The following is a 20,521-nucleotide window of genomic DNA, read 5'->3' on the forward strand; positions in this document are numbered from 1 at the left end:
AACATTCCACTCCTTCTTTACGCTTTCTGGTGGGCCTTCAACATTTGAATCAGCTCATCAAGCTTCACTTCAATTTGTTCACCCGTTGTCGTATCTTTCACATTCACAATTTGCTGCGCTAGCTCATCTTCACCAAGAACTGCAATAAATTTGGCTTTTAATCGATCAGCCGCTTTAAATTGTCCTTTTAGTTTCTTCCCTGTATAGTCCATTTCACTTGAGATACCTTCTTTTCTCAGACGGTTTAATAATGAAACAGAATAATCCTTCGCTTCATCTCCGAGAGCAGCAATGTATAGATCAATACCATCCTGGAGAGGAAGCTCAATTCCTTCAGCATCGATCGCAGATAAGAAACGCTCAATACTCATCGCAAATCCGATCCCTGGGGATTCAGGACCGCCAATTCCTTCAACGAGTCCATCATAACGGCCGCCGCCGGCTAATGTTGTAATCGCACCAAAGCCTTCTGCATTACTCATGATCTCAAATGCTGTGTGATTGTAGTAATCAAGACCGCGCACTAAATTTGGATCGACGACATACTCAATGCCTATATCTGATAAGTATTGTTTGACCTTTTCAAAATACGTCCGTGATTCTTCATTTAAGTAATCTTGAATGGATGGAGCGGTTGTCATCAGTTCATGATCACGATCCTTTTTACAATCAAGAATACGCAGCGGATTTTGATGTAAACGCGTTTGACAGTCGTGACAGAATTCCTCAATTCTTGGCTCAAAGTGCTTGACCAGTGCTGTGCGGTAGTCTGCACGGCTCTCCTTGTCACCAAGGCTGTTAATGACGAGCTTTAAGTTAGAAAGACCTGCTTTCTCATACACACTCATCGCAAGCGAAATGACCTCTGCATCAATAGCAGGATCCTTGGAACCAATCGCTTCGATTCCAAATTGATAAAATTGACGATATCTTCCGGTTTGCGGACGTTCATAGCGGAACATTGGTCCGATGTAATAAAGCTTTGTTGGCTGAGCCGGCTGTGCGAACAATTTATTTTCAACATAAGAGCGTACAGTTGAAGCTGTTCCCTCTGGACGAAGTGTGATGCTGCGTCCTTTTTTGTCTTCAAATGTGTACATTTCTTTTTGAACGATATCAGTTGATTCGCCTACTCCCCGTGCAAACAGCTCAGTATGCTCAAAAATCGGTGTGCGGATTTCTTTGTATTGAAAGGCTGCACATGTATCTCTCGCAATTTGTTCAACATACTGCCAGCGTTCTGACTCTCCAGGTAAAATATCCTGTGTGCCTCTTGGAATATTAAAACTCATTTTTCGTCCTCCTACGACCATCATTCATTTTTTATGTGGACATATAAAAAACCCCCGCCTCTACTATGTGTATAGTAGGGACGAGAGTTATACCCGTGGTGCCACCCTAGTTGGAACATGATCAGCATGTTCCCGCTCAAATCCTTAACGCAGATTCACGTTCTCCGCCTATTGACTCATTTTTAGAGCGTTCAGCAGGAAACCTACAGAGTGTTCTTTCGTGATAAATGCCATGCGGATTCGCTTTCAGCCTAAGGCGAGTCCTCTCTGCTCACGCAATTTACCCTACTATTCTCTATCATCAGTTCCACATTTTAAATTTTCAAGTGTGTTGATTTATATTATAATAAGGTCGGTGCTGCCACTCTGTCAACCCTTGCCGTGCCTCTTTTTCTTTTCCAGCTCTTCTTTTGACGTACATCCGTATTCAGATGCGGTCTCTTCAAGGAAGCCTGGCTGATCCATTTCGTCGTGCTGCCAGCGGTCGATATCACGATGTCCATTATATTGCACTCGTCCTAATTTTCTGCTTAATCTCATGTTTGTACATCCTTTTATCACATTTTTATTTAGTATAAACAGATTGATTCATTTTTATTAGGGAAACTGCAAGGAATTCATCCACTACATAACGAATTAACATTCATCGGTTTTACAAGGGAGGGGAAAACACCGTTTTGAATCTGAAAAAACACAATCAAATGATGATGCTGCTTACTTGTTTTGTTCTCATCGCGAGTTCTTTGCCTATGACACATGCTACAGCACAAACAGATCAAGCTGTTGTCGCAACAGATGAAATCAATGTGAGAACGGGCCCTGGTTTAAGCTATGGAATTGCAGCTGTTGTGAAACGCGGCGAAAGTTATCCTATTCTCACTGAACAAGGAGAATGGGTGCAGATCCAATTATCAAACGGACAAAAAGGCTGGGTCGTCTCATGGCTGATTACCACATCATCCGGCGCTCAAAAATCCGCGAAGCCAAAGGCGCAAGGTCAAAGCACGGCTGGAGGCAGTACAATTACATCGACAGCTTCCGATCTTCGCATCCGGACAGGCCCTGGGACTTCCTATCAAGTGATTGGTACTTTCCCGCAAGGCGCTGCCGCTAAAAAGCTCGAGACAAGCGGCGAATGGACGAAAATTTCGTATAAACAAGCAGAAGGCTGGGTTCACTCTGATTATGTTTCAGGGGGGCAGAAAACTTCTCAATCAAGTTCCGGCGGGTCCTCTCGCTCTAACGAGACAGGCACAGTTGGCGTATCGAGCTTGAATGTACGACAATCGGCCGCACCAAATGCACAAGTCATCGCTTCACTTGCCCGCAACACACAGATCACCATTTTGCGAGAGCAGAACGGCTGGTATGAAATTGAGGGGAAAGGCGTAAAAGGCTGGGTTGCAAGCTATTACATTGTCACAGGCAAAGGAGCAGGCTCTGCACCTGAAAAGAGTTCATCCTCTTCGGCTTCTGAGCAAAAAGCATACATTGTCTATGACGGCACCAACATTCGAAAAAGCGCTTCTACCTCTGCTGGGATTGCAGAAAGAGCAACAAAAGGAGCTGCCTATCAAATTGTTCGGACGCAAGGTGACTGGTACGAGGTGACACTATCAAACGGCGGAACTGGCTACGTGGCGAGCTGGGTCGTTCAAACGAAGAAAAATAGCAGCGAAGCGCCAAGACCTCAGCAGGATTCATCGTCTGGAACTGGTTCTTTAAAAGGAAAAACGATTGTTCTTGATCCTGGTCATGGCGGAAAAGACAGCGGCACGATTGGCGCAGACGGTGCATTTGAAAAGAACATCACCATCAAAACCGCTAATTTACTGGCAGGCAAATTAAGGGCTTCTGGTGCAAATGTATATTTAACAAGAAGTGATGATACCTTTATCAGCCTTCAATCAAGGGTGGCAACCTCTCATTATCGAAATGCAGATGCATTTATTAGTCTTCATTATGATAGTTTTATGGACCAAAGTGTTAGAGGAAGTACTGCGTATTATTATCATGCAGCAAAAGATGAGCAGTTAGCGTCAAGCGTTCATTCCGAAGTCGCAAAACGCTCTCAAATCCCTGATAAGGGTGTCAAATTCGGAGATTACTTTGTTTTAAGAGAAAACAAACGCCCTTCCCTTTTATATGAACTCGGGTACTTAAGCAATCCACAGGAGGAAGCGATCATTTATAGCGCCTCTTACCAAGAACGAGTCACAGAAGGAATGACTGAAGGATTAAAACAATATTTCCGTTAAAAAAAAGAGGCCTCTGCGCCTCTTTTTTGTTTGACCGCAAAAGAAAAAGACTCTAAACAAACTCCCGCATGAGTTCATCTACAGTCTAAAGAGAATCTATTCTTTGCTGTCCATCAAGATCGTGACCGGTCCTGAATTGGTCAATGACACGTCCATCATCGCACCAAAACGGCCAGTTTCGACATGGATGCCTTTTTCTCTAAGGGTTTTATTGAAACATTCGTAAAGCGAATTGGCTGCATCCGGCTTGGCAGCTTTCATAAAATTCGGCCGTCTGCCCTTTCTCGTATCACCATAAAGGGTAAATTGAGATACAGACAGAACGCTTCCTTTTATGTCCAATAATGAACGATTCATTTTCCCGTTTTCATCTTCAAAAATACGTAAATGTGCAAGCTTTTCAGCTAAGTAAAGCACATCTTCTTCTGTATCTTCGTGTGTGACACCAATAAGCACCATATAACCTTCGCTTATGGCACCTGTGATCTCTTCTTCTACTTTCACAGATGCATTTGTCACACGCTGCACAACAAGCCTCATAGACGATATACTTCCTTTCTAATTCATGAATCGGCGAACAGAGTAAATGTCTTTGATTTGCTTAATGCGTTCGACCACTTTGTGCAAATGGTTAATATTTTGGATAAAGATCGCCATATGGATCGTCGCCACTTTGTTACGATCAGACTTCCCAGAAACAGAGGAGATGTTCGTTTTGGTTTCGTTAACTGCTTGAAGCACCTCATTGAGTAAGCCGCGTCTATCATATCCTAATATTTCAATTTCCACATTGTATTCTTTACGGTTTTGAGCAGGCTGCTCATGCTCCCACTCGACCGGAATTAACCGCTCCTGTGCTTCTCCTGTCTTTACGTTCGGACAGTCCTCGCGGTGAACAGATACACCTCGGCCCTTCGTAATAAAACCGACAATGCTATCACCAGGAACAGGATTACAGCACTTAGATAATCGGACAAGCAGGTTATCAATCCCTTTGACCCTTACGCCAGCTTCCCGTTTTTTCCCGTGATACGTCTTTGGTTCCACCGTCACTTCTTGAACGGTTTTCTCTTGCTCTTCTTGGTCTCTTTGTTTTCTTTCTTTTTCCGTTAAACGATTGGCGACCTGCAATGCAGTAATGCCGTTATATCCAACAGCTGCATACATGTCCTCTTCGTTTGAAAAATTAAATTTGTCAGCCACTTTTTGCAGGTTTTCAGCGGTCAGAATGTCTTTCACATCAAACTCAAGGTTTTTGATTTCTTTTTCCACGAGCTCTCGGCCTTTTTCGACATTTTCTTCACGGCGCTGTTTTTTGAAAAACTGTCTGATCTTGTGCTTCGCTTGGGAGGTTTGGGCAAGCTTGACCCAATCCTGACTTGGCCCGTAGCTGTGCTTTGATGTCAGAATTTCAATAATGTCACCTGTTTTTAGTTTGTGATCGAGTGTGACCATTTTGCCATTGACCTTGGCACCGATCGTTTTATTCCCAATTTCCGAGTGAATCCGGTAAGAGAAATCAATCGGAACTGAGCCCGACGGCAGTTCAATGACGTCTCCTTTTGGTGTAAACACAAACACCATATCAGAGAAAAGATCAATCTTTAACGACTCCATAAATTCTTCTGCATCTGTGGACTCATTTTGGAACTCAAGAATTTCTCTAAACCAAGAGAGCTTCTTCTGGAAGACCGCTTCTTCCGTTGATTCTGCTGACTCTTTGCCTTCTTTGTATGCCCAGTGTGCCGCAATCCCGTATTCTGCAATTTCATGCATTTCCACTGTACGGATCTGAACTTCAAGCGGATCGCCTTTTGGCCCAATCACCGTTGTATGAAGAGACTGGTACATGTTCGGCTTTGGCATCGCAATATAATCCTTAAACCTGCCTGGCATCGGCTTCCAGCACGTATGGATAATCCCGAGCACAGCATAACAGTCTTTAATGCTGTCAACCAAAATACGAACGGCAAGCAGATCATAAATTTCATTAAACTGCTTATTTTGCAAGACCATTTTGCGATAAATACTATAAATATGTTTTGGTCTGCCGGAAAATTCAGCCTTGATGTTCACCTCAGACACGCGGTCTTTCACTTCATTGACAACCTCGTCCAAGTATTCCTCACGTTCCGCTCGTTTGCGCTTCATCAGATTCACAATCCGGTAATATTGCTGCGGATTTAAATAGCGGAGCGCTGTATCTTCAAGCTCCCACTTAATCTTTGAAATCCCTAATCTGTGCGCAAGCGGTGCAAAGATTTCAAGTGTTTCATTTGAAATTCTCCGCTGCTTTTCCTGCGGAAGGTGTTTGAGCGTTCTCATATTATGAAGGCGGTCTGCCAGCTTAATCAAGATCACGCGGATATCCTGCGCCATTGCAACAAACATTTTTCGATGGTTTTCGGCCTGCTGTTCTTCTTGTGATTTATATTTAATCTTCCCGAGCTTTGTGACACCATCAACAAGCATTGCTACTTCTTCGTTAAAATGCTCTTTTAAATCCTGTAATGTCACATCTGTATCCTCAACTACATCGTGCAGGAAACCGCCTGCAATGGTTGATGGGTCCATTTCAAGGTCAACAAGAATACCCGCCACTTGAATTGGATGGATAATATAGGGCTCACCAGATTTCCGGTATTGCTCCTTGTGTGCATTTTCAGCATATTCATATGCTCGCTCTATAAATTGAATATGTTCAGCGGACAGGTATTCTCTTGCCTTGTCAATGACCTGCTGCGCCGTTAAAACTTGTTCGTTCGCCATGGAATCACCTTTTTAAATGAAAACTGTATTGTAGTTTATTATCAAGAAAAATTCGATAGATGTAAAGAGAAGAAGTCCGCTAAAAGATTTTTGATAGGAAAAAAGCACCCTTCTTACTGAGTGCTTTTTACGAAAAACTCCATTAGTATTGCATTAACGTCATGATGTCGTAGCCGTCAAGCTTCTTTCTGCCGTCCAGATACGTCAGCTCAATCAAAAATGCAATCCCTGCCACAACGCCGCCTAATTCCTCTACAAGCTTGATGGACGCTTCAATTGTTCCACCAGTTGCCAGTAAGTCATCAGTAATCAGGACACGCTGACCAGGACGAATCGCATCTTTATGAATCGTTAATACATCTTTACCATATTCCAAGCCGTAATCGACTTTAATGACTTCACGAGGAAGCTTTCCTTCTTTACGAACCGGTGCAAAACCTACACCAAGTGCGTATGCTACAGGGCAGCCAATAATGAATCCACGCGCTTCAGGTCCAACAATGAGATCAATGTCTCTTTTCTTCGCGTATTCAACGATTTGATCCGTTGCATAACGGTACACTTCGCCTTTATCCATTAACGTTGTAATATCTTTAAATTGTACACCTTCCTTTGGGTAGTCAGGTACAACTGTCACATATTGTTTTAAATCCATCTTTTCCTTTTCCTCCTCGTACGTCAAAGCACAGGTGAGACTTCGCTCATCATGCTATTCAGCCATTCCTTCAGCTCTTTAGCTGAGGAATATGTTAGTGTTTGATCGAGTTCCATCAATCGTTGTTTTGCTGTATAGGACGCTGACGCCGTTAAATCTTTTTTAGGGGCATCAAGTACTATTGACAGCACACCATTCTCTATTTTAACAAAACCGAGTTCAAAAAACACCTTTGTCATAAAAATGATTGTATCTTTTGTCCAGCCTCTATGTTTGGCAAGCTCCATTCCTTGTTCTTTGATAGGAAAACTTCCCCGTTTAAACAAGAACCCATAAAACCATTTGAATTGGTCACGGCTTGGGAAAGAGGACATAAAATGATCTTCTTTTCTTTGAAAAACCGTATAAATTCTCGCAGGCTTTTGATTTTCTAAAAGCTGCTTCAGCAATTGCTCATCTGCGGGAACATCCGCAAAGACCACATACTTTCCTTGTACATTAAACGATGATACATTTTCTGCATGAACATGATGAATAGGGAGATCGACGTCCTGTTTTGTTGCTTCATCAAAACAGACAACCAGTGATTTTTCTGAATCAAGTGTCGAAACTTTCTTCTCCCAATCCTTTTTCCCGCGCAGATCAAACAGCTGCCATTCATCAACTCGTGCATCTTTTAACATCAGCTGGGGCTTCTTCCGGTTATTCCATTCATTAACCGACATTTCTCCAATCACAGAAATGCGGCTTCCTGGAACAATTTCCTCTTTTAATTTCCCTTGGTGAAAGCCAACACAGTCAAGCAGTGTGTCTTCGTCTTTCAGAGACATTTTAATATGGTTGTGATTTGCCCCAATCGTTCGGATATCTTCAAGCTTCGCATCTTCAATCATAATGAACGGTTTTGGGTTTGACATACCAAATGGTGACAGCATCCCCGCTTCTTCAATCGCTTGAACCGTCAATTCGTCTACCTTGCACACGGCATCGACGCGCTGAATTGGAATAAAATCTTCTTCCGTCAATGTTTCATTTGCATATTGATTTAATCTTTCCCTTAGTAAAGATACATCATCCGCTCGAAGTGTCATCCCTGCTGCCATCGGATGCCCGCCGAAATGCGGCAGGATGTCGCGGCATTTGCTTAGATGGAAAAATAGATCGAAGCCAGGAATACTCCGGGCTGATCCTTTTGCCATTTGCGTCTCTTCATCTATTCCAAGCACAATCGCCGGACGAGAAAAAGTATCCGTCAATTTAGAGGCAACAATTCCGACAACGCCCGGATTCCAGCCAGCTTTCGCTACAACGATCGCAGACTGGTCATCACCTGCCTCTTCCACCATTTGAATGGCTTCTTCTGTGATCGTACTGACAATCTTTTGTCGTTCTTTATTCAGTTCCTGGACAAAACGAGCGAGCTCTTCTGCTTCATCCTTATCCTCAGTCATCAGAAGATGAACGGCTGGATCTGCCTGTTCAATTCGCCCAACAGCATTCAGCCTTGGCGCAATTTGAAAGCCGACCGTTTCCTCGTTCGCTTCTTCTAAAGTGGCTCCCGCTTCTTTCAATAACGCTTTCAGCCCCGGTCTATTCGACTGCCGAAGCTGCACAAGACCTTTTTTGGCGAGCCATCTATTCTCATCGTGAAGCGGTACGAGATCCGCGATTGTCCCGATGGCTGCAAGATCTAACAGCTGAACTGGCAGCTTCCCAAGAAGTGCATGCGCCACTTTAAACGCGACACCTACACCAGCAAGTTCTTTAAAGGGATACTCACAGCCAGGCTGCTTAGGATGGACAATGGCAAGTGCCTCAGGCAGCTCCTCACTTGGTTCATGGTGATCTGTAATGATCAGGTCTAACCCTATTTCTTTTGCAATACGTGCTTCATTGACAGCAGCAATGCCTGTATCGACCGTGATGACAAGCGATGCTCCTTGCTCCTTGATATATCGAAAAGCCTGTTCATTAGGTCCATAGCCTTCTTTAAATCGATCTGGAATATAAAAGTCTACTATCGCAGACCGCTCTTTTAATGTATGTAAAAGTACAGACGTACTTGTCACACCATCTGCATCATAGTCTCCGAAGATCACAATCGATTCCTGCTCTTCGATCGCTTTGTTGATGCGCTCTACTGCTTCTTTCATTCCTTTTAATAGGAATGGATCATGAAATTCGGCTTTTTGATCAAATAAAAAAGACCTCGCCTCTTCTACTTCTTCAAGTCCTCTTTTTACGAGAAGCGATGCAGTCAGCGCTGAAATATTCAGATTTTCAGAGAGTGATTTCACTTTTTCTTCGCTTGGATGTTCATATTCCCAGCGCATTTTGGATAATAACATAAATTCACCCCTCAACCACACTATTATACTAGAGTGGCCTGAGGGGTTTCAATTTTTATTTTATGAAATTGTGCTGGAAGATTATTTTTCCTTCCGGTCAAATGATGCTGGCTGTTCTTTTAAAGGCGTGACATGAGATTTTTTTTGAAGATCTTTGTCTGCCTTTTTCGTCGAAGCAGCAGGTGCAGCGGCTGCACGCTCAGCTTTTAATGCTTTTAGTTCACGTTTCAGTTTCACAATTTGGAAGATCCCTGCAAATGCCACAATCAGTCCGCCCATTAAAACAGAACCGATAATGACAAGGATCAGCGGCCATTCAGCCGTTCCAAATAAGTAGTGTACCTCGACAGGCCGTACATTAATCACGGCAAATACTGAGACAATTAATACGAAAATAAATGCGAGTATGATGGTCCATTGTTGTTTGTTCATCTACAAATCCCCCAAGCTTTTTCTTTTAATCTTCCCTTTTCACTGCCTTTTTTAAACACCGAAAGAAAGCAGTGGAAGAAAACCTATCAGCATGGGCATCATCAGCTGCTGAGTTTTTCTTTAATCAGATTCTTTAATTCTTTTCTTTCTCCAGAAATGACAAGGGTATCCCCTTCTTCGATGATGGTATCTGGTCCTGGATTTAAAATCTTCTCATGTGATTTTCTCACAATGGCGATGACTGTTACTTGATAGTTTTGGCGAACATTGAGGTCACCGATGCTTTTCTGAACAGCTGGTGCATTCTTTTCAATTTTAAACCATTCAATCACCAGTTCATCAATGGCTACCTCTACGGTTTCAAGCGCTTTCGGCTTATAGACCATGCCGCCTAAAATAGCCGCGATTTGTCTTGCTTCTTCATCGTTTAGCAGGATGCCAGAAATCGTTTCTTCGTGGTCGTCCTCCTGAAAATGATACATTTCTCTTCTGCCGTCATCATGTGTAATGATGGCAAGCTTCTCATTATTTCTTGTGATCATTTCGGCTTTATGACCGATACCTGGCAGTTCAGTTTCCCGAACCTTCATAACAGCCCCTCCAATGAATAAAGCCAAATGCCCTAAACAGACATTTGCTTTCTATACTGGTCTAAACGTAAGTCATTATAGCAAAAGACCATTTCAAGATCAATGAAACCCAAAATGTTTTTTCAAAGCGTCTACTTTTCGGGAAAAAACGATAGAAAAAGACTGCCGAAAAAGGCAGTCTTTCTAGATTAAATATCTTGATCTGTATCTATCTTAGCTGGTTTTTTCAGCTCACGGCCTTTCCACATCAGCCAAATTTGTGCCGCGATGTAAAGGGATGAGTATACCCCTGTTAATAAGCCGACAAGTAAGGCGATGGAGAAGTTTGTAATCGACGCTGATCCGAAGATAAGCAGTGCGACAACAACGACAACTACAGTCAGCACAGTGTTGACAGATCGCGTAAAGGTTTGCTGTAAGCTTAAGTTCACAATGTACGATAGATCTTCAATGGTTTTCGGTTTACGTTTCTTCATTTGTTCACGAACCCTGTCGAAGGTAACGATCGTGTCGTTGATCGAGTACCCAATGACTGTGAGGATCGCGGCAATGAAGGTGACATCCACCTCTAAGCGCGTAATACTAAAGAAGGCGACAATAAAGAATGCATCGTACAGCAATGAGGCAATCGCCGCAATCGCCATTTTATATTCAAAGCGGATGGATACATATATAATGATCCCAATTGAAGCAATAATAACGGCATATAATGCATTACGGGCAAGCTCTTTTCCGACAGTCGGAGACACTGTACTTACGTTCGGCTCAGTGCCATATTTATCTTTGAAGTAATCTTTTACTTCAGCAATCTTTTCTTTGTTTGGCACACCGACAAATCGTGCGGCTGCCTGATTTTCTTTTTGACCCGATAACACGACACTGTCCGTCTCAAGACCAAGCTTTTTAAAGTCTTGCTCTACTTGTGCAGTGGTCAGCTTGTGATCGCTTTGAACATCAATTCTCGTTCCACTAGCAAAGTCAATACCAGCATTGAGCTTGAAGATCGAAAGGACGATGATTCCCGCAATAGTAACAGCTATGGAGAAAATCATAAAGCCTTTACGTTTGCTGACGAAATCCCATTTATCAAATGGCGTTTTCGGTTCGGTATTTTCTGTAGTTTCATGAATACTCATAATGTCTTTTTTGCGGACACCAAACCAGCCTTTTTTGCGGTCGAGCGCGCGGCTCTCTACAAGCAGTCCAAGAAGGAATCTTGATAGGAATACAGCTGTGATAAAGCTTGTTAAAATCGAGAGGATGAGCATTGTTGCAAATCCTTTTACAGAGCTAGTCCCGAAGAAGAACAGCACTCCGCCGGCAATAATACTTGTTAAGTTTGCATCAAAGATGGTCGCAAATGATCTGCGGTTCCCTGATCTGAAAGCAGAACGGACAGATTTGCCGAGCTTCAGTTCTTCTTTGATCCGTTCATAAGTAATAATGTTGGCATCGACAGCCATCCCTACCCCTAAAATGAGTGCGGCAATTCCAGGCAGTGTCATAACCGCGCCCATCCAGTCAAACACTTGCAGCGTAATGTAAATATAAGCTGAAAGTGTGATGACAGCTATAAGACCAGGTAATCGGTAATAAAACAGCATGAATAAGAAGATAAATGCGATTCCTACTATTCCTGCGAACACTGTTTCATTCAGTGCTTGTTCACCAAACTGTGCACTTACAGATGTGGAATATTTTTCAGTTAATTTCACTGGCAATGCACCAGCATTTAAAATACTTGCAAGGTCTTTTGCCTCTTGGACAGTAAATTTCCCTTCAATTTGTACGTCACTGCTGTTAATCTCTTGATTCACATTTGGTGCAGATACATACTTGTGGTTTGATTTTGAGACTTCTTTTTTGAAGGAATCTCCTTTTTGGTAATCAAGCCAAATGACAAGCTGATTATTTGGTGCCATCGCTGCTACTTTTCTTGTGACGTCACCGAATTTTTTCGCATCTTTTAGTTTAACCGTCACAATTGGCTCATTCGTTTGACTGAATGTTTGTTTTGCACTGTTTTCGACTAGATCAGCCCCGTTAAGGAGTTCTTTATCATTCGTATCTCTGAAGGATAGCTGGGCTTCAGTGGAAAGAATCTCCCTAGCTCTGTTTTGATCTTTTACCCCCGCAAGCTGCACGCGGATACGGTTGTTGCCTTCAATCGAGATGTTCGGCTCACTTACACCAAGCACGTTCGCTCTTCGGTTAAGAGCCTCCACAGTACTAACGAGAACACTATTTGTGATCTTGTCCTCTTTTTTCACTGGATGTACATCATACAGGACTTCAAATCCACCCTGTAAATCCAGCCCTAGCGTCATATCTTTCGCAACAGGCTTTGTCAGTAAGCCTACGCCAGTTCCGATTAACAGAACCACTAAGAAAAACGCAAGAATGCGCCCTTTTTTCATTATGTATTTCCTCCTTAAACACCTAAATCCATTAAGATGGCTTATTTCAACAGTTCATCAAGCATATTCTTGCCATCTTCACTGTCCAAAAAAGCAGACGTTTTAAACGACTGAACGGTTGCATAGTTCATAAATTCGCCTATTTTCACAGATAAAATATCTGCAACCATTTCATGAATCGGATACTCTTGTTTTTTCTTCCACTTCTTATTCTCTAAGTATGACCATAATTCCTCTAAATCTACATCTTTATAGCCCAAAACGATGAATTCTTCAAGCTTACTGAACAGAAAAGGCTTTAAATGGTCTTTGTATATAGCTGCTGGGTGTTGTGTCATTGCGTAGCTCCCCCTTTTCAGTTTTTTATCGAGAGACTTGTCATGCTTGGACGATATACACGCATATCTTATTGTATATGATTCTATGTCGTTTGAGAAGGCAGGTGATCTGTGATTTGACGAAGCAAACGTTTTTAAAGGGGACCATCATTTTAATTTTAGCAGGTTTTATCACGAGAATATTGGGTTTTGTCAATCGAATTGTCATTGCGAGGTTCATTGGCGAAGAAGGGGTCGGGCTTTATATGATGGCTGCACCTACCTTTTTTCTCGCCGTGACGCTCACGCAATTCGGACTGCCTGTCGCTATTAGTAAGCTTGTTGCAGAAGCAGAAGCCCGGGGTGACAAACAGAAAACAAAACGTATTCTGGTCATGTCCCTTGCGATAACAGGAACACTCAGCCTGATATTCACGCCGCTTTTTTTATGGTTTGCGCCCATCATGGCAGAAAATATGCTGACTGATCCTCGAACGGTCTATCCACTGCTTGCCATTACACCTGTCGTACCAGTCATCGCCATTTCCAGTGTGTTAAGAGGCTATTTCCAGGGCAGACAGCAAATGAGTCCGCTTGCGATGTCTCAAGTTCTGGAGCAGGTCGCAAGAATTTCGCTAGTGGCGGTATGTACAACGGCTTTCCTTCCTTACGGGATTGAATTTGCGGCAGCAGGTGCGATGGTGTCATCTGTGATTGGAGAGATGATTTCCCTTGCTTACTTACTGATCGCCTTTCGCTATAAAAAGACCATTCGTATTCGAAAACGATTTTTTAAGGCGATTCATGACGGGAAGGACACATTTAAGCAGCTAATGAGCATTGCCCTGCCAACAACAGGCAGCCGTTTTATCGGGAATATTTCGTGGTTTTTAGAACCGATTGTTGTCGCGCAAAGTCTTGCTATTGCTGGTTATGCGGCTGTAGAGGCGACAAGACAGTACGGGGAGTTGACTGGGCTTGCTCTGACCCTTTTGACACTGCCTAGTTTTATTACGTATTCACTCTCCACTGCATTAGTTCCGGCGATCAGTGAAGGAATGGAGCAGAACAAACGTAAAACGGTCGAATACCGTCTGAAGCAGGCGATGCGCCTATGTTTACTCAGCGGAGGCATTTCATGTATTATTCTTTTCGTTTACGCCGAAGATTTAACGCTCTTTATGTATGGTTCATCACACGCGGCCATTTATGTGAAATTCATGGCGCCATTTTTCCTTCTATATTATTTTCAGGGGCCCCTTCAAGCCGTGCTTCAAGCACTCAATTTAGCTGGTGCGGCGATGACCAACAGCCTGATTGGCGCTATTGTAAAAACAGGGATGATTTTTGTTCTTGCTTCACAGCCAGGCTTTGGCATTATGGGCGCTGCACTGGCGATATTAATCGGCATTATCCTTGTCACACTGCTCCATGCGGCAACTGTTGGAAAGGTGCTGCCTATTCATTTACCATTAAAGGAATATGGACTATGCGTCCTTGTGATTATCAGTACAGGTGCTGTCAGCCTTTGGCTGAAATCTCAAGTAAATGAACTCTTTTCTGCTCCTATTGAACTTGTAACACTCATCTTTGTTACGTGCACGCTGTATGTCATTCTATTAATCTGCCTAGGTCTAGTGAAACGAGAAGAGCTGCGCCGCATCCCGTTCATTGGGAAGCTGTTTTAGCTCATCTCTTTTTGATCACTTCATCCTTCAAATCAATATAAAATGTTTTTTGATTAAAGCTGCAGTAAGAGATTTGTTCGATATCATGATAGCCTCTTTTAGCAAGCTCATCTTTCAGCCACTGTTCATTTTGATTGATTTGCTTTAGGTGGTCATGCTGCACTACACCATCCGCAACAAGTGGAAGCTCAAGCGCTGCATGTTTGCGCTTGTTTTCTTTTTCGACGACGGCGAGCTTTCCAGACGGCTCTAAAATGGCGTAAGAGACATCCTGAATGCTGTCGATGTTATTTTCTCTTAATTGAATGAGCAGGTCATCAAAATTGTATCGCTGTTTTCTCATTGCACCTTCGTCTATTTTCCCATTGATGATAAGCAGGGCCGGTTTTCCGTCAAGAAAGCGCCGGACACCTTGAAATTTTAATGAGAGATAGGCAAGTGTGATTTGAATGAAGGTTAACAGCAGGATTGGCCATACCGTATGTAACATGTTATCCTCTACTTCTTCTATGGCGAGAACTGCAATTTCTGCGATCATCATAAAAATGACTAGATCTAAAATGCTCAGCTCGCCAATTTCCCTTTTGCCCATTAAGCGAAATATAAACCAAATAAGAAAATATAAGATGATGGTTCTCATGGAAATGATCAAGATGTCCTGCATGTGATGTAAACCCTCCTTCTCCAACATAGCTTGTGTCAAAACACTTTATTTATGTAGAAAAGAAACGTCTGAAACATGTCTATTTTTTCTTCACTGTGAATACATTTTAGTAAAAGACAAGCTTCGTTCAATTGGAGAGGAGACGAATCTACATGCAGGAAACGAAACAAATTGGAAAAGGCATTTTATCCGGCTTAATTGCCATTTTTATCGTGATGGTTGTCACCAGTTTACTTGTGTCGCTCATGCTTACATTCACAAGTATGCAGGAATCATCGTTTAAATGGATGATTATGATTTTGTCCTTTGCTGCCCTTTTATTAGGAGGCATCATTTCTGGCGGGAAAGCAAAGGAGCGCGGCTGGCTGATTGGTGCGGTCACATCTATCATTTTTTCTCTCACTGTCTTTTTATTTCAATATTTGGGGTTTGGAAAAACGTTTTCACCAGAGCAGTTTATCTATCATGGAGCATTTTTAGGCATTTGTATGCTGGGGGGAATGATTGGCGTCAATCTTCGAGGCAAATAAAAAAAGAGCGGTCATATCGCTCTTTTTTTATGGCTATGTATCAGAGGATTAGCCTTTGTCAGCTAATTCTCTAATAGCACGACGATCGAAAGTTAAACGGTTGTTTTCGCTTGTTTTGATGACCACTTTTGATTCATCAATTGAGTCGATTTCACCGTGTAAACCACCGATTGTGACGATTTTATCGCCTTTTGATAAAGATTGCTGCATCTGACGCACAGCTTTCTGTTGCTTTTGCTGTGGACGGATTAACAAGAAGTAAAGCACAGCAAACATGACAACAATCATAATGATTGAACCCATACCACCATCCATTCTATTTCACCCCTTTCTAAAGCATTGTAAAGCCTTTCGTTTATGCGTTAAAAGTTTTTTGCATTCGGTTTGTTAAAGCCGTAACGCTCAAAAAACTCTTCTTTAAAATCACCTAAACGATCCTCACGGATAGCTTCTCTCACTTGCTCCATTAATTTTAACAGAAAATGAAGATTATGATAAGTTGTTAATCGAATTCCAAACGTTTCATTTGTTCGAATTAAATGTCTAATATAGGCGCGTGTATAGTTTTTACATGTATAGCAGTCGCAGTTTTCATCGATTGGTCTAAAGTCACGCTCATATTTTGCATTTTTCACAACAAGACGGCCTTCACTTGTCATTAAGGTACCGTTCCTTGCAATTCGCGTCGGCAGTACACAATCAAACATATCTACACCGCGAATGGCGCCGTCAATTAAGGAATCTGGTGAGCCGACACCCATTAAGTACCTCGGTTTGTCTGCTGGTAAAAATGGTGTTGTAAATTCAAGTACACGATTCATCACATCTTTTGGTTCCCCTACAGATAAGCCTCCGATGGCGTAGCCTGGGAAATCAAGTGAAACAAGGTCTTTTGCACTTTGTTTTCGAAGCTCTTCGTATTCTCCGCCTTGGACAATCCCAAACAGCCCTTGATCTTCAGGACGCTGGTGCGCTGATAGACAGCGCTCTGCCCACCTGCTTGTCCGCTCCACAGAACGTTTCATGTAATCGTACTCTGCAGGATACGGCGGGCATTCATCAAATGCCATCATAATATCAGAGCCAAGTGCATTTTGGATGTCCATCGCTTTTTCAGGAGATAGGAACAGCTTGTCTCCGTTTAAATGATTACGGAAGTGAACGCCTTCTTCTTCAATTTTTCTAAATTCACTCAATGAAAAAACTTGGAATCCACCTGAATCAGTTAGAATGGCTCGATCCCAGTTCATAAATTTGTGCAGACCGCCTGCTTCTTTTACGATATCGTGACCTGGACGGAGCCATAGGTGGTACGTATTGCTTAAGATGATGCCTGCATCCATTGCCTTTAATTCTTCAGGCGCCATTGTTTTGACTGTAGCCAGTGTACCTACTGGCATAAATACAGGTGTTTCAAAGGAGCCGTGCGGTGTATGAACGCGGCCAAGACGTGCACCTGTCTGTTTGCATGATTTAATGAACTCATAACGTATCGGTAATTGCGACAAAAATGAGCCCTCCTGTCTTCGTTGTATAATGTTATTGAATCAGCATGGCATCGCCAAAGCTGAAGAATCGGTATTCCTCTTTCACAGCCTCATTGTACGCTTTTAGTACGTGCTCTCGTCCAGCTAATGCGCTGACAAGCATAATTAACGAGGATTTTGGCAGATGGAAATTCGTGATCATGCCATCAATTGCCTTGAATGTGTAGCCAGGGTAAATAAAGATCGACGTCCAGCCGCTTGAGGCTTTGAACTCACCATCATGTGCACTTGCAATGGTTTCAAGCGTTCTTGTTGATGTTGTGCCGACTGAAATAATCCGTCCGCCTTCCTTGCGAACGCGATTAAGCTCATCAGCTGTTTCTTCATTCATTTCATAAAACTCTGCGTGCATTTCGTGTTCTTCAATACGTTCTGCACTTACCGGCCGAAACGTGCCAAGCCCAACGTGCAGCGTAATGAAAGCAATGTGCACACCTTTTGCTTTCAGCGCATCCAGCAGCTCGGTTGTAAAGTGGAGACCGGCAGTTGGCGCAGCAGCGGAGCCAACCTCTTTTGAATAAACGGTTTGATAGCGTTCACGGTCGTCAAGCTGCTCTTTAATATATGGAGGCAGCGGCATTTCACCAAGGGATTCAAGCACTTCATAAAAAATGCCTGTATATTGAAACTCGACTTTTCTTCCGCCATGTTCCATTTCCTCTGTACATACAGCTTGGAGCCGTCCATCACCAAACGTGATAACCGTCCCTTTTTTCACCCGTTTGGCTGGTTTGACAAGTGTTTCCCAGTTATCTCCTTCTTCTTGTTTCAATAGAAGAAGTTCAACTTTGGCACCTGTATCCTCTTTCATCCCAAACAGGCGTGCAGGCAGAACGCGCGTGTTGTTTAGAACGAGACAGTCACCCTTTTGAAAATAATCGATGATTTGTGAGAATGTATCATGTGTAATCGCACCCGTTTGTTTGTTTAAGACCATCAGTCTTGATGCATCTCTTTTTTCAAGCGGCACTTGTGCAATTAATCTTTCTGGTAAATCAAAATCAAATAGTTCTAGCTTCATTTCCTTCACCTATTCTGTAGTTAACTAGTTAACGTTATTTCATCCGTCCAAAGATATTCAGTAATATGGTCAGTACGATACTAATGACGATGCAGGTAATGACAGGAAAAAAGAACGTTACATTCCCTTTTTTCACAAAAATATCACCTGGAAGCTTACCAACCAATTGAAACACTAATCCTGCGGCAAAAAGGACACCACCTAAAATCATTAATATTTTAGGGAATTCAGTCACGAATCGGAACCTCCATTTGAAAATGTTCATACGCTTCTCTTGTGACGACCCGTCCTCTTGGCGTTCTTTGCAGGAAACCAATTTGCAGTAAGTACGGTTCGTACACATCTTCAATCGTATGTGATTCTTCTCCTATTGTCGCTGAGATCGTATCAAGCCCAACAGGACCGCCTCTAAATTTTTCGATCATGCTTAAAAGCAGCTTATGGTCTATATGATCGAGGCCTAGCCTGTCGACTTGAAGACGCTCAAGGGCATCTTCCGCAATGTCCTGCGTAATGGCATGATTCCCAAGCACCTGTGCAAAATCTCTTACTCTTCTGAGCAAACGATTGGCAACCCTCGGTGTTCCGCGGGAACGTCTCGCAATCTCTTCGGCAGAGCGAATATCGATCCCAATCTCAAACAGCTCGGCTGTTCTTGCCACAATGTGAGCCAAATCTCTTTGCTCATAGTATTCCAATCTTGCATGTACCCCAAACCTATCACGAAGAGGCGCTGTTAACAGCCCGACACGAGTCGTTGCACCTACAAGCGTAAATGGCGGTAAATCAAGCCGTACAGAGCGTGCTGTATCTCCTTTTCCAATAACAATATCTAAACAAAAATCCTCCATTGCTGGGTACAGCACTTCTTCAATTGAGCGCTGCAAGCGGTGAATTTCATCAATAAACAATACATCACCTGGCTCAAGAGATGTTAAGATGGCCGCCAAATCACCAGGACGCTCAATCGCTGGTCCTGACGTTGTACGCAGCTGAACATTCATTTCATTGGCAATGATCGACGCAAGCGTTGTTTTCCCAAGTCCAGGAGGTCCATATAAAAGGACGTGATCAAGCGTTTCCTGCCGCATGCGGGCAGCTTCAATAAATACGCTGAGGTTATCCTTTACTTTTTGCTGACCGATATATTGGCTAAGTGTCTGTGGCCGCAGACTTTGCTCAATGGCTGATTCATGGTTGTCTGCTTCAGTTGAGACGAGCCGTTCATCCATGAGACATCACCCTATTTCAACATTTTTTGTAAAGCTTTTTTCACATATTGATCGGTTGTGAGATTCTTTTCTTCTTTTAATAATGGAAGAACCTTTTTGATTTCACGATCACCGTATCCAAGGACACTTAAGGCTTCAAGCGCTTCATCTAATGCAGTTTGCTGCGTTTCGACCTGAATGTGGTCCTCGTGATTAAATAAGTTGCCAATCATTTCTGGCACCACATCTGCCAGTTTTCCTTTTAGATCCAGAATGATTTGACGTGCTGTTTTTTTGCCCACACCAGGGAATTTAATCAGGAAGGCTTCATCTTCACGTTCTATCGCTGAAATGACAGCGCCAGGATCACCGGAAGCAAGAATCGCGAGTGCGCCCTTTGGCCCAATTCCTGTGACATTTAACAGTTTTGTGAACAGCGCTTTTTCTTCTCGTGTTTGAAAACCGTATAATGAAAAGGCGTCTTCCTTTATGTAATGATACGTATAAATCGTTTCTTGTTTATTTACTCGATAGATAAACGGGTTTGGGGTATAGACTTGATATCCCACTCCGCCGTTTTCAATGACAACATATTGCGGGCACACATAATCAATGGTCCCTTTTACAAACTCTATCACCGTTTTCACCTCTTTGACTGTTCTTCATTGTAACATAAATCGAAGAGAAAACCGCAATAAAAGTTAACATACGTTCGCTCAGTACATTTTTATGATGAAACCACGAAAAACAGCTTGCGGTCTTCACACCAGCAAGCTGTTACA

The 20,521-nt window shown here is 42.8% G+C and carries 20 protein-coding genes and 1 other annotated feature; of the genes, 3 read left to right on the plus strand and 17 right to left on the minus strand.

Translation table 11 applies throughout. The features are described from left to right. Nucleotides 1-17 precede the first annotated feature (17 nt). A complete protein-coding gene (gene hisS / locus H7F25_RS11075; protein WP_024423129.1) occupies nucleotides 18-1,292 on the minus strand; it encodes a histidine--tRNA ligase in 1,275 nt (424 codons plus the stop codon). Nucleotides 1,293-1,365: 73 nt separating this feature from the next. After that, nucleotides 1,366-1,603 (minus strand) — a binding site (T-box leader). Between the two features lie 58 nt (nucleotides 1,604-1,661). After that, a complete protein-coding gene (locus H7F25_RS11080; protein WP_003216250.1) occupies nucleotides 1,662-1,832 on the minus strand; it encodes a YrzK family protein in 171 nt (56 codons plus the stop codon). 161 nt (nucleotides 1,833-1,993) lie between these two features. Here H7F25_RS11080 and H7F25_RS11085 point away from each other — a divergent pair, with 161 nt between their 5' ends. Next, nucleotides 1,994-3,550, plus strand: coding sequence for an N-acetylmuramoyl-L-alanine amidase family protein (locus H7F25_RS11085; protein ID WP_395960783.1), 1,557 nt, complete (start codon nucleotides 1,994-1,996; stop codon nucleotides 3,548-3,550). A gap of 96 nt (nucleotides 3,551-3,646) precedes the next feature. Here the strand turns inward: H7F25_RS11085 and dtd are convergent, their stop codons facing one another. The 8 genes from dtd to H7F25_RS11125 form a co-directional block, all read right to left on the minus strand. Further along, complete coding sequence (dtd, locus tag H7F25_RS11090) at nucleotides 3,647-4,090, minus strand: D-aminoacyl-tRNA deacylase (RefSeq protein WP_185853726.1); 444 nt, start codon at nucleotides 4,088-4,090, stop codon at nucleotides 3,647-3,649. An 18-nt stretch (nucleotides 4,091-4,108) separates the two neighbouring features. After that, nucleotides 4,109-6,319, minus strand: coding sequence for a RelA/SpoT family protein (locus H7F25_RS11095; RefSeq protein WP_024427858.1), 2,211 nt, complete (start codon nucleotides 6,317-6,319; stop codon nucleotides 4,109-4,111). 142 nt (nucleotides 6,320-6,461) lie between these two features. Beyond that, a complete protein-coding gene (locus H7F25_RS11100; RefSeq protein WP_149126428.1) occupies nucleotides 6,462-6,974 on the minus strand; it encodes an adenine phosphoribosyltransferase in 513 nt (170 codons plus the stop codon). Nucleotides 6,975-6,997: 23 nt separating this feature from the next. Beyond that, nucleotides 6,998-9,322 (minus strand): single-stranded-DNA-specific exonuclease RecJ, encoded by a 2,325-nt coding sequence (gene recJ / locus H7F25_RS11105; RefSeq protein WP_149126427.1) that lies wholly within the window; start codon nucleotides 9,320-9,322, stop codon nucleotides 6,998-7,000. Between the two features lie 81 nt (nucleotides 9,323-9,403). Beyond that, on the minus strand, nucleotides 9,404-9,754 hold the full coding sequence (locus H7F25_RS11110) for a LapA family protein (protein ID WP_024423135.1): 351 nt from the start codon (nucleotides 9,752-9,754) through the stop codon (nucleotides 9,404-9,406). A 101-nt stretch (nucleotides 9,755-9,855) separates the two neighbouring features. Further along, nucleotides 9,856-10,344, minus strand: coding sequence for a cation:proton antiporter regulatory subunit (locus H7F25_RS11115; protein ID WP_024423136.1), 489 nt, complete (start codon nucleotides 10,342-10,344; stop codon nucleotides 9,856-9,858). A gap of 188 nt (nucleotides 10,345-10,532) precedes the next feature. After that, nucleotides 10,533-12,761, minus strand: coding sequence for a protein translocase subunit SecDF (gene secDF / locus H7F25_RS11120; protein WP_044331612.1), 2,229 nt, complete (start codon nucleotides 12,759-12,761; stop codon nucleotides 10,533-10,535). Between the two features lie 41 nt (nucleotides 12,762-12,802). Further along, nucleotides 12,803-13,099 carry a post-transcriptional regulator gene (locus H7F25_RS11125; RefSeq protein ID WP_003216788.1) on the minus strand — a complete coding sequence of 99 codons (297 nt, stop codon included), beginning with the start codon at nucleotides 13,097-13,099 and terminating at the stop codon, nucleotides 12,803-12,805. 116 nt (nucleotides 13,100-13,215) lie between these two features. Between H7F25_RS11125 and spoVB the strand changes: the two genes are divergently transcribed. After that, the gene (gene spoVB, locus H7F25_RS11130) at nucleotides 13,216-14,766 is read left to right on the plus strand and encodes a stage V sporulation protein B (RefSeq protein ID WP_044331610.1); all 1,551 of its coding nucleotides are present in this window, start codon (nucleotides 13,216-13,218) and stop codon (nucleotides 14,764-14,766) included. A gap of 1 nt (nucleotide 14,767) precedes the next feature. Here the strand turns inward: spoVB and H7F25_RS11135 are convergent, their stop codons facing one another. Then, nucleotides 14,768-15,430, minus strand: coding sequence for a DUF421 domain-containing protein (locus H7F25_RS11135; RefSeq protein ID WP_024423139.1), 663 nt, complete (start codon nucleotides 15,428-15,430; stop codon nucleotides 14,768-14,770). A 152-nt stretch (nucleotides 15,431-15,582) separates the two neighbouring features. On the opposite strand from H7F25_RS11135, the gene H7F25_RS11140 reads away from it, so the two are divergent. Further along, nucleotides 15,583-15,960 (plus strand): TIGR04086 family membrane protein, encoded by a 378-nt coding sequence (locus tag H7F25_RS11140; RefSeq protein WP_024423140.1) that lies wholly within the window; start codon nucleotides 15,583-15,585, stop codon nucleotides 15,958-15,960. Between the two features lie 48 nt (nucleotides 15,961-16,008). Here the strand turns inward: H7F25_RS11140 and yajC are convergent, their stop codons facing one another. The 6 genes from yajC to ruvA are packed head-to-tail and all read right to left on the minus strand — an operon-like array spanning nucleotide 16,009 to nucleotide 20,377. After that, nucleotides 16,009-16,275 (minus strand): preprotein translocase subunit YajC, encoded by a 267-nt coding sequence (gene yajC, locus H7F25_RS11145; protein ID WP_008360993.1) that lies wholly within the window; start codon nucleotides 16,273-16,275, stop codon nucleotides 16,009-16,011. Nucleotides 16,276-16,322: 47 nt separating this feature from the next. Beyond that, nucleotides 16,323-17,468, minus strand: coding sequence for a tRNA guanosine(34) transglycosylase Tgt (gene tgt / locus H7F25_RS11150; RefSeq protein WP_149126425.1), 1,146 nt, complete (start codon nucleotides 17,466-17,468; stop codon nucleotides 16,323-16,325). A gap of 31 nt (nucleotides 17,469-17,499) precedes the next feature. Continuing rightward, nucleotides 17,500-18,528, minus strand: a complete 1,029-nt coding sequence (gene queA, locus H7F25_RS11155) for a tRNA preQ1(34) S-adenosylmethionine ribosyltransferase-isomerase QueA (RefSeq protein WP_024423142.1) — start codon at nucleotides 18,526-18,528, stop codon at nucleotides 17,500-17,502. Between the two features lie 34 nt (nucleotides 18,529-18,562). Next, on the minus strand, nucleotides 18,563-18,763 hold the full coding sequence (locus H7F25_RS11160) for a DUF2905 domain-containing protein (protein WP_012010741.1): 201 nt from the start codon (nucleotides 18,761-18,763) through the stop codon (nucleotides 18,563-18,565). Next, nucleotides 18,756-19,760 carry a Holliday junction branch migration DNA helicase RuvB gene (ruvB, locus tag H7F25_RS11165; RefSeq protein WP_024423143.1) on the minus strand — a complete coding sequence of 335 codons (1,005 nt, stop codon included), beginning with the start codon at nucleotides 19,758-19,760 and terminating at the stop codon, nucleotides 18,756-18,758. The genes H7F25_RS11160 and ruvB overlap by 8 nt, the downstream gene beginning before the upstream one ends. A gap of 11 nt (nucleotides 19,761-19,771) precedes the next feature. Continuing rightward, nucleotides 19,772-20,377 (minus strand): Holliday junction branch migration protein RuvA, encoded by a 606-nt coding sequence (ruvA, locus tag H7F25_RS11170; protein WP_024423144.1) that lies wholly within the window; start codon nucleotides 20,375-20,377, stop codon nucleotides 19,772-19,774. Nucleotides 20,378-20,521 lie beyond the last annotated feature (144 nt).

Source organism: Bacillus sp. PAMC28571 (assembly GCF_014250435.1).
GTDB lineage: Bacteria > Bacillota > Bacilli > Bacillales > Bacillaceae > Bacillus > Bacillus safensis.